Genomic DNA, 15,264 nt, shown 5'->3' with positions numbered 1-15,264 from the left:
AAAGTGAAACTTCGGGCCCAACAAGGAGAGCAGGGAACCCAGATGGCGGAGCTCACGATCCGGCCGGAGGAGATCCGGGACGCGCTGGAGAACTTCGTCCAGGCGTACAAGCCGGACGCGGCCTCGCGCGAGGAGGTCGGTACGGTCACCTTCGCCGGCGACGGTATCGCGAAGGTCGAGGGTCTGCCCTCGGTCATGGCCAACGAGCTGCTGAAGTTCGAGGACGGCAGCCTCGGTCTCGCCCTCAACCTCGAGGAGCGCGAGATCGGCTGTGTCGTCCTCGGCGAGTTCAGCGGTATCGAGGAGGGTCAGCCGGTCTCCCGTACCGGCGAGGTCCTGTCCGTCGCGGTCGGCGAGGGCTACCTCGGCCGCGTGGTGGACCCCCTCGGCAACCCGATCGACGGCCTCGGCGAGATCGAGACCGACAGCCGTCGCGCCCTGGAGCTGCAGGCTCCGGGCGTCATGGTCCGTAAGTCGGTGCACGAGCCGATGGAGACGGGCTACAAGGCCGTCGACACCATGACCCCGATCGGCCGTGGCCAGCGTCAGCTGATCATCGGTGACCGCCAGACCGGCAAGACCGCCCTGGCCGTCGACACGATCATCAACCAGCGCGACAACTGGCGCACCGGCGACCCGGACAAGCAGGTCCGCTGCATCTACGTCGCCATCGGCCAGAAGGGCTCCACCATCGCCGGCGTGCGCGGCGCTCTGGAGGAGGCCGGCGCGCTGGAGTACACGACCATCGTCGCCGCCCCGGCGTCCGACCCGGCCGGCTTCAAGTACCTGGCGCCGTACACCGGTTCGGCCATCGGTCAGCACTGGATGTACCAGGGCAAGCACGTCCTGATCATCTTCGACGACCTGTCGAAGCAGGCCGACGCCTACCGCGCCGTGTCGCTGCTGCTGCGCCGCCCGCCGGGCCGTGAGGCCTACCCGGGTGACGTCTTCTACCTGCACTCCCGTCTGCTGGAGCGCTGCGCCAAGCTCTCCGACGAGATGGGTGCCGGCTCGATGACCGGTCTGCCGATCGTCGAGACCAAGGCCAACGACGTCTCGGCGTTCATCCCGACCAACGTCATCTCCATCACCGACGGCCAGTGCTTCCTGGAGTCGGACCTGTTCAACGCCGGTCAGCGCCCCGCGCTGAACGTCGGTATCTCCGTCTCCCGCGTCGGTGGTTCCGCCCAGCACAAGGCGATCCGCCAGGTGTCCGGCCGCCTCCGTGTGGACCTCGCCCAGTTCCGTGAGCTGGAGGCGTTCGCCGCCTTCGGTTCCGACCTGGACGCCGCGTCCAAGGCGCAGCTGGAGCGTGGTCAGCGCATGGTCGAGCTGCTGAAGCAGCCGCAGTACCAGCCGATGGCCACCGAGGACCAGGTCGTCTCCATCTGGGCCGGCACCACCGGCAAGATGGACGAGGTTCCGGTCGCCGACATCCGCCGCTTCGAGAAGGAGCTGCTGGAGTACCTGCACCGCAAGGAGCAGGGTCTGCTGACCTCCATCCGCGAGGGCGGGAAGATGTCGGACGACACTCTCCAGGCCATGGCCGACGCCATCGCGGAGTTCAAGAAGCAGTTCGAGACCTCCGACGGCAAGCTGCTCGGCGAGGACACCCCGGCTGCCGGTAAGTGACGACGGAAGGGACCTGACTCATGGGAGCCCAGCTCCGGGTCTACAAGCGTCGCATCCGATCCGTCTCCGCGACCAAGAAGATCACGAAGGCGATGGAGATGATCGCCGCCTCGCGCGTCGTCAAGGCGCAGCGCAAGGTGGCGGCGTCCACGCCGTACGCGACCGAGCTCACCCGGGCGGTCGCGGCGGTCGCCACCGGATCGAACACCAAGCACCCGCTGACGACGGAGGCGGAGAACCCGACCCGTGCCGCGGTCCTGCTCCTCACGAGCGACCGCGGTCTGGCCGGCGCCTTCAACTCCAACGCCATCAAGGCCGCCGAGAAGCTCACGGCGCAACTGGAGGCCGAGGGCAAGGAGGTCGTCAGCTACATCGTCGGCCGCCGTGGTGTCGCCCACTACAACTTCCGCGAGCGCAAGATCGCGGAGTCGTTCACGGGCTTCACCGACGACCCGTCGTACGCGGATGCCAAGAAGGTCGCGGCCCCGCTGATCGAGGCCATCGAGACGGAGACGGCGGAGGGCGGCGTGGACGAGCTCCACATCGTCTACACCGAGTTCGTGTCGATGATGACGCAGACGGCGATCGAGGCCCGGCTGCTGCCGCTCAGCCTCGACGAGGTCGCCAAGGAGGCCAAGCCCAAGGGCGAGATCCTCCCGCTGTTCGACTTCGAGCCCTCGGCGGAGGACGTCCTGGACGCCCTGCTGCCGCGCTATGTGGAGAGCCGGATCTACAACGCGCTGCTCCAGTCGGCCGCCTCCAAGCACGCCGCCACGCGGCGCGCGATGAAGTCGGCCACCGACAACGCCGGAGAGCTCATCGAGACGCTCACCCGGCTTGCCAACCAGGCCCGCCAGGCCGAAATCACCCAGGAAATCAGCGAGATCGTCGGTGGCGCCAGTGCCCTGGCCGACGCGACCGCGGGGAGTGACCGATAAATGACCACCACTGTTGAGACCGCGACGGCTACGGGCCGCGTCGCCCGGGTCATCGGCCCGGTCGTCGACGTGGAGTTCCCCGTCGACGCGATGCCCGAGATCTACAACGCCCTTCACGTCGAGGTCGCCGACCCGGCGCAGGCGGGCGTGAAGAAGACGCTGACCCTGGAGGTCGCCCAGCACCTGGGTGACGGCCTGGTCCGCGCGATCTCCATGCAGCCCACCGACGGCCTGGTCCGCCAGGCCACGGTGACCGACACCGGCGCGGGCATCTCCGTTCCGGTCGGCGACTTCACCAAGGGCAAGGTGTTCAACACCCTCGGTGAGGTGCTGAACACGGACGAGACCTACGAGGGCGAGCGCTGGCCCATCCACCGCAAGGCCCCCGCGTTCGACCAGCTCGAGTCCAAGACCGAGATGTTCGAGACGGGTCTGAAGGTCGTCGACCTTCTCACCCCGTACGTCAAGGGCGGCAAGATCGGTCTGTTCGGTGGTGCCGGTGTCGGCAAGACCGTGCTGATCCAGGAAATGATCATGCGTGTCGCCAACCTCCACGAGGGCGTCTCCGTCTTCGCGGGCGTCGGCGAGCGCACCCGTGAGGGCAACGACCTCATCGCGGAGATGGAAGAGTCCGGCGTTCTGGACAAGACCGCCCTGGTCTTCGGTCAGATGGACGAGCCCCCGGGCACCCGTCTGCGCGTGGCCCTGGCCGGCCTGACGATGGCGGAGTACTTCCGTGACGTCCAGAAGCAGGACGTGCTGTTCTTCATCGACAACATCTTCCGCTTCACCCAGGCCGGTTCCGAGGTGTCGACCCTGCTCGGCCGTATGCCCTCCGCGGTGGGCTACCAGCCGAACCTGGCCGACGAGATGGGCACCCTCCAGGAGCGCATCACCTCGACCCGTGGTCACTCGATCACCTCGATGCAGGCGATCTACGTCCCCGCGGACGACCTGACCGACCCGGCCCCGGCCACCACCTTCGCCCACCTCGACGCGACGACGGTTCTCTCCCGTCCGATCTCCGAGAAGGGCATCTACCCGGCCGTGGACCCGCTGGACTCCACGTCCCGGATCCTCGACCCGCGGTACATCTCGGCGGACCACTACAACGCCGCGATGCGCGTGAAGAACATCCTGCAGAAGTACAAGGACCTGCAGGACATCATCGCGATCCTCGGTATCGACGAGCTCGGCGAGGAGGACAAGCTCGTCGTCCACCGTGCCCGTCGCGTGGAGCGCTTCCTGTCCCAGAACACCCACGCCGCCAAGCAGTTCACCGGCGTGGACGGTTCGGACGTGCCGCTGGACGAGTCGATCGCCGCGTTCAACGCGATCTGCGACGGCGAGTACGACCACTTCCCGGAGCAGGCGTTCTTCATGTGCGGTGGTCTCGAGGACCTGAAGAACAACGCGAAGGAGCTGGGCGTCTCCTGACCCGGGCAGCGCTCGAGTCATGAGGGGGCGGGGTTCGTCCCGCCCCCTCATTCACGCCTACTAGACTTGTAACCAACACCCGGCACTCCCGCCGGGTGGTGACCCGAGGAGCCACCCTTGGCTGCTGAGCTGCACGTCGCGCTGGTCGCGGCCGACCGTGAGGTCTGGTCCGGCCAGGCCACCCTGGTCGTCGCGCGTACCACGTCCGGCGACATCGGCGTCATGCCCGGTCACCAGCCGCTGCTCGGTGTGCTGGAGTCGGGCCCGGTGACCATCCGTACGAGTGATGGCGGGACGATCGTCGCCGCGGTCCACGGCGGTTTCATCTCGTTCGCGGACGACAAGCTCTCGCTGCTGGCCGAAGTCGCGGAGCTGTCGGACGAGATCGATGTCAAGCGCGCGGAGCAGGAGCTGGAGCGTGCGAAGGCGGAGGACGACGCGGAGGCCCAGCGCCGAGCGGACGTCCGTCTGCGTGCGGCCACGGCGGCGCGCTGACTTCGCCCGCCATGTGATGACGTCACTCAGCCGCGGCTGGGTACCGGAGAGATCCGGACCCAGCCGCGGCTGAGGTGGATGTGGGTGTTTTTTACGTTCCGTTACCTAGGAGACGAGGAGGTCGGTGTCGATGGTCCTCGCTCTGACTGTGTGCGGAATTGTCGTGGCTCTCGTGGTGGTGGGACTGTTCGTCTTCGGTCTGCGCCGCCGGCTCATCCAGCGCTCGGGCGGCACCTTCGACGCCAGCCTGCGCTGGGACGCCCCGGAGCCGGGCGACGCCAACGGCAAGGGCTGGGCGTACGGAGTGGCCCGGTACAACGGCGACCGCGTCGAGTGGTTCCGTGTCTTCTCGTACTCGCCGCGCCCGCGCCGGATCCTGGAGCGTTCCGCGATCGAGGTGGCCGGCCGCCGGGTCCCGGAGGGCGAGGAGGAGCTGGCGCTGCTGTCCGACCATGTGATCCTCGCGTGTCTGCACCGGGGTACCCGGCTGGAGCTGGCCATGAGCGAGGACGCGCTGACCGGTTTCCTCGCGTGGCTTGAGGCGGCCCCGCCCGGTCAGCGCGTCAATGTCGCCTGAGCCTTATGGCCCTTCGAACCTCTCTCTGATACGGCCTACTTCAGGCCGCTGTCGATGGCGGTCACCAGCTCTCCGTTGCCGGTGTCGCCGCTGAACTCCCAGAAGAACGCTCCGCCCAGACCCTGGTTCCTGGCCCACGCCATCTTCGAGCCGATGGTGGCGGGAGTGTCGTACGACCACCAGTTGCTGCCGCAGTGGGCGTACGCGGTGCCCGCGACGGTGCCGGTGGCCGGGCAGGAGTTCTTCAGGACCTTGTAGTCCTCGATGCCCGCCTCGTACGTACCGGGAGCCGCGCCGGTCGCCGATCCGCCCGGGGCGGACTGGGTGACACCGGTCCAGCCGCGGCCGTAGAAGCCGATGCCGAGCAGGAGCTTGGCGGACGGGACGCCCTTCGCCTTGAGCTTCGCGATGGCGTCGGCCGAGTTGAAGCCCGCCTGCGGGATGCCGGGGTACGAGGTGAGCGGCGAGTGCGGGGCGGTCGGGCCGTCCTTGTCGAAGGCGCCGAAGTAGTCGTACGTCATCACGTTGTACCAGTCGAGGTACTGCGCGGCGCCGCCGTAGTCGGCCGCGTCGATCTTGCCGCCGGAGGAGCCGTCGGCGGTGATGGCCGCGGTGACCAGGTAGTTCGGGCCGAACTCGGCCCGCAGCGCCCGGGAGAGGTTCTTGAAGGCCGCCGGGCCGGAGGTGTCGCAGGTCAGGCCGCAGGCGTTGGGGTACTCCCAGTCGATGTCGATGCCGTCGAAGACGTCGGCCCAGCGCGGGTCCTCGACGACGGCCTTGCAGGACTTGGCGAACGCGGCCGCGTTCTGCGCCGCCTGGCCGAAGCCGCCGGAGTAGGTCCAGCCGCCGAAGGAGTACAGCACCTTGATGTGCGGATACTTGGCCTTCAGCTGGCGCAGCTGGTTGAAGTTGCCGCGCAGGGGCTGGTCCCAGGTGTCGGCGGTGCCGCTGACGGACTGGTCGGCGGTGTAGGCCTTGTCGTAGGCGGCGTAGGTGTCGTCGACGGTGCACTGACCGTTCTTGACGTTGCCGAACGCGTAGTTGATGTGGGTGATCTTCGACGCCGAGCCGGACGTCACCAGGTTCTTGACGTGGTAGTTGCGGCCGTATACGCCCCACTCGGTGAAGTAGCCGAGCTTGACCTTGTCGCCGGTGGGCGGCTCGGTGGTGCCACCCGTGGTGCGAACCCGTACCGCGCCGCTGACCGGGCCGGTCTGGTCGGCGGTGTCGCGGGCCTGGACCGAGTAGGAGTAGTCGGTGCCCTTCGTCAGGCCGGTGTCGGTGTACGACGTGGTCGTCACGGTGGTGACCTTGGTGCCGTCACGCAGGACGTCGTAGTTCTTGACGCCCTTGTCGTCGGTGGCGGCTGACCAGGTCAGTTTCACCGAGGTGTCGGTGATGCCGGACGCGGTGGGGGTGCCGGGGGCGCTCGGCGCGCTGTCGCCGGGCTCGGTGGTGCCGCCGTCGCAGCTGCCACCGTTGAGCTCGCAGTTCGCGGGGGCGCCGGAGCCGGTGCCGTTGAAGCCGAAGGAGACGGAGGCGCCGGGAGCGAGGGTGCCGTTCCAGGACTTGTTCTTCGCGGTCCAGTGGGTGCCGGAGGAGGTGACGTCGGCGTCCCAGGCGGAGACGACGGACATGCCGGAGGGGAAGTCCCACTCGACGGTCCAGGAGCTGAGGGGCGTGGTGCCGGTGTTCTTCACCGTCCACTTGCCCTCGAAGCCGGAGCCCCAGTCCTGGGTCTTGGCGTAGGTGGCGGTGGCGGACGTGGCGGCCTGGGCCGGGCTCGCCAGGCCGACGAGGCCGGCCAGGGGGAGCAACAGGGTCGCGAACCCTGCCGCGGCTCTGTGTCTGAAGCGCATGCTGCGCCTCCTCGATGGAGTTGTGGGGGCGTGACTGAGCCTCACGCCTACTCATGGTGCGGTGAGAATAGAAAGGTCTGGACCACCGGTCAATGGGTCTGGACCACCGCGAACTGTAGGGATCTGCGGCCGGGTCAGATCCCCAACTCCTGCGCCAGAACCGCCGCTTGCACCCGGCTGCGCAGCTCCAGCTTCCCCAGCAGGCGGCTGACATGGGTCTTCACGGTCGCCTCGGCCATGCCGAGCCGCTCGGCGATGCCCGCGTTGGACAGGCCCTCGCCGAGGCAGGACAGCACCTCGCGCTCGCGCCGGGTCAACTGGTCGAGGACGGCAGGGTCGGCCGCGGGCTCCCGCGCCGGCTTCGCCGCGAACTCCGCGATCAGCCGCCGCGTGACCGCCGGGGCGATCAGGCCCTCCCCGCGTGCGACCGTCCGTACGGCCTCCAGCAGGTCCTTCGCCTCGGTGTTCTTGAGGAGGAAGCCGGAGGCGCCCGCCCGCAGCGCCCCGAAGACGTACTCGTCGAGATCGAAGGTGGTCAGCACCAGCACGTCGGCGAGCCGTTCCGCCACGACCTGCCGGGTCGCCGACACCCCGTCCAGACGCGGCATCTGCACGTCCATCAGCACCAGGTCCGGCCGCAGCTCACGGGCCAGCGCCACCGCCCGCTCGCCGTCCGCCGCCTCGCCGACCACCTCGATGTCGGGCGCGCTGCGCAGGATGAGGACCAGTCCTGCGCGGACGGCGGACTGGTCCTCGGCGACCAGGACGCGGATCATGCGGTGTCTCCTTCGACGGTGTCGTTGACGGGGAGTGCGGCGCGTACGGCCCAGACCTTGCCGTCGGGCGAGTCCTCGGGGCCGGCTTCGAAGGTGCCGCCCAGCAGGGCGGTGCGTTCGCGCATACCGATGAGCCCGGCGCCGGAGCCGGGGGCGCTCGGCTGGTCCCGGTCGCCGTACGGGCTGGTCACCGAGACGGTCAGGGTGCCGTCCGCCTGGGCCAGGGTCACGGCGACCCCGCCGGGGCCGGCGTGCTTGAGGGCGTTGGTGAGGGACTCCTGCACGATGCGGTAGGCGGCGAGTTCGACGGGGGCCGGGACCGTTCCGTGGGCGGCGTCGAGGACGACGTCGAGGCCGTTGGTGCGCGCGTTCTCGACCAGGGCACCGAGCCCGTCGAGCGTGGGAGCGGCGACCGGCTCGGTGTCACCGCTGGAGTCCCGGAGGATCCCGATGAGCCGCCGCATCTCCGAGAGCCCCTCCACGCTGTTCTCGCGGATGACGACCAGGGCGTCCTGAGAGGTCTTCGGGTCGTCGAGGGAGAGGGCGGCCGTGGAGTGGATGGCGATCGCGGACAGGTGGTTGGCGACCATGTCGTGCAGTTCGCGGGCCATCCGGGCGCGTTCGGCCGTGACCGCCTGGGAGCGGTCCATCTCGGCGAGCAGCGCGGTCTGCTCGGCACGCAGCCGGGCGGACTCGGCGGCGTCGCGGTGGTTGCGGACGATCAGGCCGGTGGCGGCGGGACCGAAGGACACGAGTCCGGTGACCACGCCGATCAGCAGCGCCTCGGGCTCGCGCCAGACCGCGAACGGCACCACCGCCCCGGCCACCGAGAGCAGTCCGGTGATCCGTGGGATGCGGTGGGCCGATGCGGGCGGGCCGTACAGGACAGCCGCGTACATGAGGTCGGTGTACATCAGGATCGAGACCAGGTTGCCCTGTGTGACGACGTCCATGATGATCGCGGCCGTCCCGATCACCAGAGCCGTGCGCGGGGCGGCCCGGCGCAGCAACTCGCAGCCGGCCATGACGAAGAGCGGTAACAGGACCGGCCAGCGCCCCGGCAGGAGCACGTACACCTCGGTGTGCGGACGGGTGGCCAGGCCGACGCCCCACAGCAGCAGCCCGCCGAGCAGGCCGCACAGCGCGATGTGGATGTCGAAACGGCGGGGGCGGGGGAGTCGTACGGCCATGACACCATCCAACACGGCCGTCACGCCGCGCGCCTGATCCCCGCGAAGGGTCCCTGGCTGCATCTTTCGATGTACCGCGGATTCGTCAGTCGCGACGACGATTACCGCCGCCCCGCACGGGAGCCTGAAGAGGTGACCGAGAGGAGCGAACCGTGATCGTCGCATTGATCGCCGCCTGCGAGATCGGCTTCTGGGTGCTGCTGGCCGCCGGACTGGGCGCCCGCTACCTGCTGAAGATGCCGCGCACCGGCCTGGTGCTGCTGCTGTGCGAGCCGCTGCTGGAGGTCGTCCTGCTGGTCGCCACCGCGCTGGACCTGAAGAACGGTGCCGAGCCGAACTGGACGCACGGGCTGGCCGCGCTGTACATCGGCTACACCGTCGGGCACGGCCATCGCACCGTGAAGTGGCTCGACGGCCACGCGGCCCACCGGCTCGGCGGCGCCCCGCCCCCGCAGAAGCCCCCGCGCTACGGCATGGCCCGCGCGCGCCACGAGGGCAGGATCTGGCTGGGCACGCTGACGGGCGCCGTCGTCGCGACCGTGCTGCTCCAGCTCGCCATCTGGTACGTCGACGACCCGAGCCGTGTCACGTCTCTGGAGAGCTGGCGCTATGTGGCTTGGCGCACGGCGGGCATCCACGGCCTGATCGCCCTGAGCTACTGGATCTGGCCGCGGAAGGCTCCCGCGGGGGAGTCCGAGGCACCGCTGGAGAAGGAGAGGGTGCACCGATGAGCAAGGCCCGCGGAAACCTGGTGGAAGGGATCGTCACCTTCGTGATCGGCCTCGGGTTGTGGCTGTTCGCAGGCGACGTGGAGGTCCCCGTCGTCACCCTCACGAAGGTCGGCGTCGTGATGATGTGCGTCGGCGGCGTGCTGGCCGGCGCCGGGCTGTGGCAGCAGGCCCGCGGTAAGAGCTAGCGCTCCCCGCCCGGTACCCACAGCACATCCCCGACCTCCTTGTTCGCCGTCCTCGCGAGGATGAACAGGAGGTCGGAGAGCCGGTTGAGGTAGGTGGCCGTCAGCGGGTTCATGACCTCTCCGTGGGCCTCCAGGGCCGCCCAGGTCGAGCGCTCCGCCCGGCGGACCACCGTGCAGGCCTGGTGGAGCAGGGCCGCGCCCGGAGTGCCGCCGGGGAGGATGAAGGAGCGGAGCTTCTCCAGGCCCTCCAGGAAGCGGTCGCAGTCCGCCTCCAGCTTGTCGACGTAGGACTGCTCGACCCGCAGGGGCGGGAACTCCGGGTTCTCCACCACCGGCGTCGACAGGTCCGCGCCCACGTCGAACAGGTCGTTCTGCACGCGGGTGAGGACCTTGACGACCTCCTCGTCCAGGCCGCCCAGCGCGATCGCCGTGCCGATCACCGCGTTCGCCTCGTTGGCGTCGGCGTACGCGGCGATCCGCAGGTCGGTCTTGGCTACCCGGCTCATGTCACCGAGGGCGGTCGTGCCCTGGTCGCCGGTCCTGGTGTAGATGCGCGTCAGATTGACCATGTGTCCAGCGTAGTTACCGGCGATCTTGCGTGAAAGCCCCTGCGTTCACGCCGGGGATGCAACGCATCTCACGACTGCTCTGACGTGCACCTTGGAGCGGACGTATTTGCTGCTCGATGTACTGGCGGACGATTGCCGGCGGTGCTCCGCCGCCGGATGCGGACAGCTGCGGCCGGTACTTCCTCAGCTTCGTCGTGGACACCGAGCCGGACACCCTCCCCGAGGTGGAGGCAGAGTCCGGTGTCGACCTCGGCCTGTCCGCTTTCGCTGTTCTGTCCGACGGGACGAAGATCGACAGCCCGCGTTTCCTGCGCCGGGCGGAGAAGAAACTCAAGCGCCTTCAGCGGGAGCTGTCTCGCAAGGTCAAGGGTTCGAAGAACCGGGCCAAGGCCCGCCTCAAGGTCGCACGCCAGCACGCCAAGGTGGCGGACAGGCGCCGGGACTTCCACCACAAGGCTTCCACGCACATCATTCGCGACAACCAAGCGGTGTTCGTGGAAGACCTCGCGGTGTCCGGCCTCGGGCGCACTCGGCTCGCCAAGTCGGTGCACGACGCGGGCTGGTCCTCGTTCGTCGGCATGCTGGAGTACAAGGCGGCTCTGCACGGTCGTACCTTCGCCAAGGTGGACCGGGCCTTTCCATCCTCTCAGGTCTGTTCTGCCTGCGGATTCAGGGACGGTCCCAAACCGCTGCACGTCCGGCAATGGACGTGTAGTGAGTGCGGCACCGTGCACGACCGCGACCACAACGCAGCTCGCAACGTCCTCTTCGAAGGACGCCGTATCGTCGCCGCCGGACGGGCGGAGACGCTGAACGCCTGTGGAGCGCCGGTAAGACGGGCGCATGTGCCCGCACAGCGCGGTGAAGCAGGAAGCCCCCGGAAGGGTCAGCCGACCCAGGCCGGAATCCATGGCCTTTAGGCCAGGGAGTACGTCAAGCTCCGGCCGTTCGGAACACGCGTGTGCCCACTGTCACGGACAGGGCCGTGAGGCCGACGGCCACCAGGACGCCGTACAGCATGTGTGCCGTGGCGTAGGAGCCGACGTAGGCGTCCCGGACGGCGTCGACCAGATAGCGGAACGGCATGAGGTGCGACAGCACGTCCAGCCAGGCCGGGCCGAGGGTCATCGGGAGCATCAGCCCGGACAGCAGCATCGACGGCATGGTCAGCGCGTTGATCGCCGGGCCGAAGCTCTGCGGAGTGCTCAGCTTCATGGCCAGCGCGTACGACAGTGACGCCAGCGAGAGCGAGAGCAGGGCGACGAAGGCGAACCCGATCAGGACGCCGGGCAGCGGGGCCCGCAGGCCCATCGCCACCGCCGCCAGCACCAGCAGCACGGCCTGGAAGACGAACACCGTGGCCTCCCGCAGCACCCGGCCGAGCAGCAGGGCCAGTCGGCTGACGGGGGTGACGCGCATGCGCTCGACCACCCCCTGGCCTTTCTCGAGGATGATCGCGAAGCCCGCGAACGACGCCCCGAAGAGGCCGAGTTGCAGCAGCAGGCCCGGGACGAGCACCTGCCAGGAGCTGCCCCGCTCGCCGAGCGGCAGATCCGTCAGCAGGGGGCCGAAGAAGAGCAGGTACAGCAGCGGCATCAGCACGCCGAAGAGCAGCGCGAAGCGGGAGCGCAGGGACTGACGGAGATAACGCCCGTAGACGAGCGCGGTGTCGTGCAACAGCATCGGGAATCCTCTGTGTCCTAGACGGCGACGGGAGCCTGGTCGGCCGGCGCGGCGCTGCGGCCGGTGATGGCGAGGAAGGTGTCCTGGAGCGAGGCGTCGAGCGAGCCGCCGTACCGGAGCTTCAGCGCGCTCGGGGTGCCCTCGGCGACGACCGTCCCGTGATCGACGACGACCAGCCGGTCGGAGAGGGCGTCGGCCTCGTCGAGGTAGTGCGTGGTCAGGAAGACGGTCGTGCCGTGCTCGTCGCGCAGCCGGCGCACCAGATCCCACAGGTCGGCCCGGCTGCCGGGGTCGAGACCGGTCGTCGGCTCGTCGAGGAACAGCACCTTCGGGCGGTGGGTGAGCGCCATCGCGATGTCCAGGCGGCGTCGCTGCCCGCCGGAGAGCGCCGCGCACTTGCGGTCGAGGAACTCGGTGAGGCCCAGGTCGCGGGCCAGTTCCCCGGCGCGCTCGGCGGCCCGCGTCTTCGTCAGCCGGTACAGACGTCCCTGGGTGACCAGCTCCTCCCGCACGCTGATCTGCGGGTCGACCCCGCCGGACTGCGCCACGTAACCGCAGGCCCGCCGCACCCCGGCCGGGTCCGTCGCCAGGTCGCAGCCCGCGACGGTGGCGGCGCCGCCGGTCGGTTCCAGCAGGGTCGTCAGCATCCGCAGGGTGGTCGTCTTGCCGGCCCCGTTCGGACCGAGGAAGCCGAGGATCTCGCCCTCGCGGACGGTCAGGTCGATGCCGCGCACGGCGTCCACGGGGCCGCGCTTGGTCCGGAAGGTACGGGCCAGTCCGGCCGTACTGATGATTGCCATGCCCACAGAAAAACAGAGACTCTTAAATTTTGCAATGACCCCAAGTTTTGAGGGTCACCAGGGAAGCTAGGATTCGGACATGGCAGAGGGGCTCAGGGAGCGGAAGAAGCGCGAGACCAGGCAGCGCATCTCGGACATCGCCACCGGGCTGTTCCTGGAGCACGGGTTCGTGACCGTGACGATCGCGGACGTGGCGGAGGCGGCCGACGTCTCCGTGAACACCGTCTACAACTACTTCCCGGCCAAGGAGGACCTCTTCTTCGACCGCTCCCAGGGCGTCGTCGACCGGCTCTCCCGCTGGGTGCGCGGCCGGGACGCGGGGGAGTCGGCCGCCCGGGCGGTGCTGCGAGAGCTGCGCGCCGAGATCGAGGCCGTCTCGCCCCGGATGGGCCTCGTAGAGGGCTACGACCGTTTCATGCGCTGCATCGAGGAGGCGCCGCCGCTGCGCTCCCGGCTGTGGAGCATCCAGCAGGAGGTCCAGAACAACCTGGAGGCGACCCTCCGCGAGGAGACGGATGCCGGTGACGCCGACCCGCTGCCCAGGCTGATCGCCGGTCAGATCTGCTGGGTCCACGGCACAGTCTTCGTCGCGATCGGCCGCGAGATGACCAAGGGGCGCAACCCGGACGAAGTGTCACGGGAGATGCTCGTCCTCCTCGACGACATCGAGGAGCTGTTGAGCGAGAAGGTGCTCAACTACGCCGTCCGAGGCGCGGGATGACCCCTGCCGGTGTGATGTCCGTCATGTGAGACGTGACGCGCATTACTTACTGGTCACACAGGCCCTCACGGGCGCTAGTGTCCGCCCGAGAGGCAGACATAAACAGCGCGTCAGGGGAGTCGCACAGTGGCACGGAAGCTCGCCGTCATCGGAGCCGGCCTCATGGGATCCGGCATCGCCCAGGTCTCCGCACAGGCGGGCTGGGACGTGGTCCTGCGCGACGTCACCGACGAGGCGCTGAAGCGGGGCACCGACGGCATCAAGGCCTCGTACGACAAGTTCGTCGCCAAGGGCAAGCTGGAGGCGCACGACGCCGACGCCGCCCTCGCCCGGATCACCGCGACCACCGACCTGGACGCCGCGGCCGACGCGGACGTCGTCGTCGAGGCCGTCTTCGAGAAGCTCGAGGTCAAGCACGAGATCTTCCGCGCGCTCGACAAGATCGTGAAGGACGAGGCCATCCTCGCCTCCAACACCTCCGCCATCCCGATCACCAAGATCGCGGCGGCGACGGAGCGCCCCGAGCGGGTCGTCGGCACGCACTTCTTCTCGCCGGTGCCGATGATGCAGCTGTGCGAACTGGTCCGCGGCTACAAGACGAGTGACGAAACCCTCGCCACAGCCCGCGAGTTCGCGGAGTCGGTCGGCAAGACCTGCATCGTCGTCAACCGCGACGTCGCCGGCTTCGTGACGACCCGCCTCATCTGCGCCCTGGTCGTCGAGGCCGCGAAGCTGCAGGAGTCGGGCGTGGCGACCGCCGAGGACATCGACCTGGCCTGCAAGCTGGGCTTCGGTCACGCCATGGGCCCGCTGGCGACGGCGGACCTGACGGGCGTCGACATCCTGCTGCACGCCACGAGCAACATCTACACCGAATCCCAGGACGAGAAGTTCGCGGCTCCCGAGTCGATGCGCCGGATGGTTGACGCCGGTGACATCGGACGCAAGAGCGGGCAGGGCTTCTACAAGCACTGAAACCGCACATGCCCCGGGAGCATCACACCCCCGGGTGAATTCGGTATCGGTTCGCTTACAAGAAGCAACCTCTGCCCCCCTCACGCAGTCAGAGGTTGCATCACCGGCATCAGAACGCGGAGCACGAGACGCACGCACGGGGAGCGCATATGCACATCAGGGGCGACCACGCCGAGCTGGTCGTCGGGGGCCGCCTCGACGTCCGGAGCGCGGCGGACGCCCGTACGGTCCTGCACTCGGCCGTCGACACCGGTGTCGGCGACCTGGTGCTCGACCTGTCCGAACTGGACTCCTGGGACGCCACCGGACTCGGTGTGATCATGGGAGCTCACCGGCGGGCCGGCCGCTGCGGCCGGCGCCTGGTCCTGCGCGGCGTGCCGCCGCAGATGCAGCGCCTGCTGGTGGCCACCCGCCTGCATCGGATCCTGGCGATCGAGGGGGGCATCGGGGTGGAGACATTGCCTCGCGTGTGACGACTGTGCGGGTGTGAACCGGGAGACCGGGGAGACCCGGACGGACGTTGTCGAATCGTGCGACGCGCACAATCCTCACGAGACCGTGACGTCTTGGACGGCGCGGTACCCCGGACTGTCGTAGATACTGTGCGAAGGTTTAGGGTTCGGCTGCCCGCTGCCTTGACACCCTTCTAGCGGGCCCGGACCAGAAGCGACAGCGCGGTGTGCAGCAAGGCCGGGA

Annotated in this window: 16 protein-coding genes and 1 pseudogene; 11 read left to right on the top strand and 6 right to left on the bottom strand. The window is 68.9% G+C overall.

Features of this window, described 5'->3' with window-relative positions; genetic code table 11:
• The first annotated feature begins 42 nt into the window (after positions 1-42).
• The 5 genes from atpA (at position 43) to ACZ6TU_RS23935 (ending at position 5,079) form a co-directional block, all read left to right on the top strand.
• Positions 43-1,632: a F0F1 ATP synthase subunit alpha gene (gene atpA, locus ACZ6TU_RS23955; protein WP_467681295.1), complete on the top strand. Its 1,590-nt coding sequence runs from the start codon at positions 43-45 to the stop codon at positions 1,630-1,632.
• Between the two features lie 20 nt (positions 1,633-1,652).
• The gene (locus ACZ6TU_RS23950) at positions 1,653-2,570 is read left to right on the top strand and encodes a F0F1 ATP synthase subunit gamma (RefSeq protein WP_467681293.1); all 918 of its coding nucleotides are present in this window, start codon (positions 1,653-1,655) and stop codon (positions 2,568-2,570) included.
• On the top strand, positions 2,571-4,007 hold the full coding sequence (gene atpD, locus ACZ6TU_RS23945; RefSeq protein WP_467681291.1) for a F0F1 ATP synthase subunit beta: 1,437 nt from the start codon (positions 2,571-2,573) through the stop codon (positions 4,005-4,007). It abuts the gene before it with no gap.
• Positions 4,008-4,124: 117 nt separating this feature from the next.
• Positions 4,125-4,502 (top strand): F0F1 ATP synthase subunit epsilon, encoded by a 378-nt coding sequence (locus ACZ6TU_RS23940; protein WP_467681289.1) that lies wholly within the window; start codon positions 4,125-4,127, stop codon positions 4,500-4,502.
• Between the two features lie 130 nt (positions 4,503-4,632).
• Positions 4,633-5,079 carry a DUF2550 domain-containing protein gene (locus ACZ6TU_RS23935; protein WP_467681287.1) on the top strand — a complete coding sequence of 149 codons (447 nt, stop codon included), beginning with the start codon at positions 4,633-4,635 and terminating at the stop codon, positions 5,077-5,079.
• Positions 5,080-5,114: 35 nt separating this feature from the next.
• On the opposite strand, the gene ACZ6TU_RS23930 is transcribed toward ACZ6TU_RS23935, so the two are convergent.
• The 3 genes from ACZ6TU_RS23930 to ACZ6TU_RS23920 all read right to left on the bottom strand — a co-directional run bounded on the left by ACZ6TU_RS23930 (position 5,115) and on the right by ACZ6TU_RS23920 (position 8,904).
• Positions 5,115-6,938, bottom strand: a complete 1,824-nt coding sequence (locus tag ACZ6TU_RS23930) for a glycosyl hydrolase family 18 protein (RefSeq protein ID WP_467681285.1) — start codon at positions 6,936-6,938, stop codon at positions 5,115-5,117.
• Positions 6,939-7,072: 134 nt separating this feature from the next.
• Positions 7,073-7,714 (bottom strand): response regulator, encoded by a 642-nt coding sequence (locus ACZ6TU_RS23925; protein WP_467681283.1) that lies wholly within the window; start codon positions 7,712-7,714, stop codon positions 7,073-7,075.
• Positions 7,711-8,904 (bottom strand): sensor histidine kinase, encoded by a 1,194-nt coding sequence (locus ACZ6TU_RS23920; protein ID WP_469550857.1) that lies wholly within the window; start codon positions 8,902-8,904, stop codon positions 7,711-7,713. Before ACZ6TU_RS23920 ends, ACZ6TU_RS23925 begins: the two co-directional genes overlap by 4 nt.
• 152 nt (positions 8,905-9,056) lie before the next feature.
• Here ACZ6TU_RS23920 and ACZ6TU_RS23915 point away from each other — a divergent pair, with 152 nt between their 5' ends.
• Together ACZ6TU_RS23915 and ACZ6TU_RS23910 are read left to right on the top strand one after the other, a co-directional pair.
• Positions 9,057-9,635 carry a hypothetical protein gene (locus tag ACZ6TU_RS23915; RefSeq protein WP_467681279.1) on the top strand — a complete coding sequence of 193 codons (579 nt, stop codon included), beginning with the start codon at positions 9,057-9,059 and terminating at the stop codon, positions 9,633-9,635.
• Entirely contained in the window at positions 9,632-9,820 is a 189-nt protein-coding gene (locus ACZ6TU_RS23910; protein ID WP_467681277.1) for a DUF5708 family protein, read from the top strand. Before ACZ6TU_RS23915 ends, ACZ6TU_RS23910 begins: the two co-directional genes overlap by 4 nt.
• Here the strand turns inward: ACZ6TU_RS23910 and ACZ6TU_RS23905 are convergent.
• Positions 9,817-10,389, bottom strand: a complete 573-nt coding sequence (locus tag ACZ6TU_RS23905) for a cob(I)yrinic acid a,c-diamide adenosyltransferase (protein ID WP_354741921.1) — start codon at positions 10,387-10,389, stop codon at positions 9,817-9,819. The two genes, ACZ6TU_RS23910 and ACZ6TU_RS23905, sit on opposite strands and share 4 nt — an antisense overlap.
• A 161-nt stretch (positions 10,390-10,550) precedes the next feature.
• Between ACZ6TU_RS23905 and ACZ6TU_RS23900 the strand changes: the two are divergent.
• Positions 10,551-11,309 (top strand): annotated as a pseudogene (locus ACZ6TU_RS23900) (RNA-guided endonuclease TnpB family protein); the annotation flags it as partial.
• Positions 11,310-11,322: 13 nt separating this feature from the next.
• Here ACZ6TU_RS23900 and ACZ6TU_RS23895 read toward each other — a convergent pair.
• Both ACZ6TU_RS23895 and ACZ6TU_RS23890 read right to left on the bottom strand, forming a co-directional pair.
• On the bottom strand, positions 11,323-12,072 hold the full coding sequence (locus ACZ6TU_RS23895; protein ID WP_467681275.1) for an ABC transporter permease: 750 nt from the start codon (positions 12,070-12,072) through the stop codon (positions 11,323-11,325).
• A gap of 17 nt (positions 12,073-12,089) precedes the next feature.
• Positions 12,090-12,872, bottom strand: a complete 783-nt coding sequence (locus tag ACZ6TU_RS23890; protein WP_469550852.1) for an ABC transporter ATP-binding protein — start codon at positions 12,870-12,872, stop codon at positions 12,090-12,092.
• Positions 12,873-12,951: 79 nt separating this feature from the next.
• Between ACZ6TU_RS23890 and ACZ6TU_RS23885 the strand changes: the two genes are divergently transcribed.
• The 3 genes from ACZ6TU_RS23885 (at position 12,952) to ACZ6TU_RS23875 (ending at position 15,041) form a co-directional block, all read left to right on the top strand.
• On the top strand, positions 12,952-13,593 hold the full coding sequence (locus ACZ6TU_RS23885) for a TetR/AcrR family transcriptional regulator (protein WP_467681271.1): 642 nt from the start codon (positions 12,952-12,954) through the stop codon (positions 13,591-13,593).
• 126 nt (positions 13,594-13,719) lie between these two features.
• Complete coding sequence (locus tag ACZ6TU_RS23880; RefSeq protein WP_467681269.1) at positions 13,720-14,568, top strand: 3-hydroxyacyl-CoA dehydrogenase family protein; 849 nt, start codon at positions 13,720-13,722, stop codon at positions 14,566-14,568.
• A 149-nt stretch (positions 14,569-14,717) separates the two neighbouring features.
• A complete protein-coding gene (locus tag ACZ6TU_RS23875; RefSeq protein ID WP_467681267.1) occupies positions 14,718-15,041 on the top strand; it encodes an STAS domain-containing protein in 324 nt (107 codons plus the stop codon).
• Positions 15,042-15,264 lie beyond the last annotated feature (223 nt).

Source organism: Streptomyces sp. NPDC052064 (assembly GCF_055585925.1).
The sequence above is the reverse complement of the archived record's forward strand: the minus strand, read 5'-3'. Positions and strand labels throughout refer to the sequence as shown.

Bases quoted from the DNA above. Each gene is read 5' to 3' on its own strand.
- atpA (WP_467681295.1), top strand. From the start codon at position 43: ATGGCGGAGCTCACGATCCGGCCGGAGGAGATCCGGGACGCGCTGGAG.
- ACZ6TU_RS23950 (WP_467681293.1), top strand. From the start codon at position 1,653: ATGGGAGCCCAGCTCCGGGTCTACAAGCGTCGCATCCGATCCGTCTCC.
- atpD (WP_467681291.1), top strand. From the start codon at position 2,571: ATGACCACCACTGTTGAGACCGCGACGGCTACGGGCCGCGTCGCCCGG.
- ACZ6TU_RS23935 (WP_467681287.1), top strand. From the start codon at position 4,633: ATGGTCCTCGCTCTGACTGTGTGCGGAATTGTCGTGGCTCTCGTGGTG.
- ACZ6TU_RS23930 (WP_467681285.1), bottom strand. From the start codon at position 6,938: ATGCGCTTCAGACACAGAGCCGCGGCAGGGTTCGCGACCCTGTTGCTC.
- ACZ6TU_RS23925 (WP_467681283.1), bottom strand. From the start codon at position 7,714: ATGATCCGCGTCCTGGTCGCCGAGGACCAGTCCGCCGTCCGCGCAGGA.
- ACZ6TU_RS23920 (WP_469550857.1), bottom strand. From the start codon at position 8,904: ATGGCCGTACGACTCCCCCGCCCCCGCCGTTTCGACATCCACATCGCG.
- ACZ6TU_RS23910 (WP_467681277.1), top strand. From the start codon at position 9,632: ATGAGCAAGGCCCGCGGAAACCTGGTGGAAGGGATCGTCACCTTCGTG.
- ACZ6TU_RS23905 (WP_354741921.1), bottom strand. From the start codon at position 10,389: ATGGTCAATCTGACGCGCATCTACACCAGGACCGGCGACCAGGGCACG.
- ACZ6TU_RS23895 (WP_467681275.1), bottom strand. From the start codon at position 12,072: ATGCTGTTGCACGACACCGCGCTCGTCTACGGGCGTTATCTCCGTCAG.
- ACZ6TU_RS23890 (WP_469550852.1), bottom strand. From the start codon at position 12,872: ATGGCAATCATCAGTACGGCCGGACTGGCCCGTACCTTCCGGACCAAG.
- ACZ6TU_RS23885 (WP_467681271.1), top strand. From the start codon at position 12,952: ATGGCAGAGGGGCTCAGGGAGCGGAAGAAGCGCGAGACCAGGCAGCGC.
- ACZ6TU_RS23875 (WP_467681267.1), top strand. From the start codon at position 14,718: ATGCACATCAGGGGCGACCACGCCGAGCTGGTCGTCGGGGGCCGCCTC.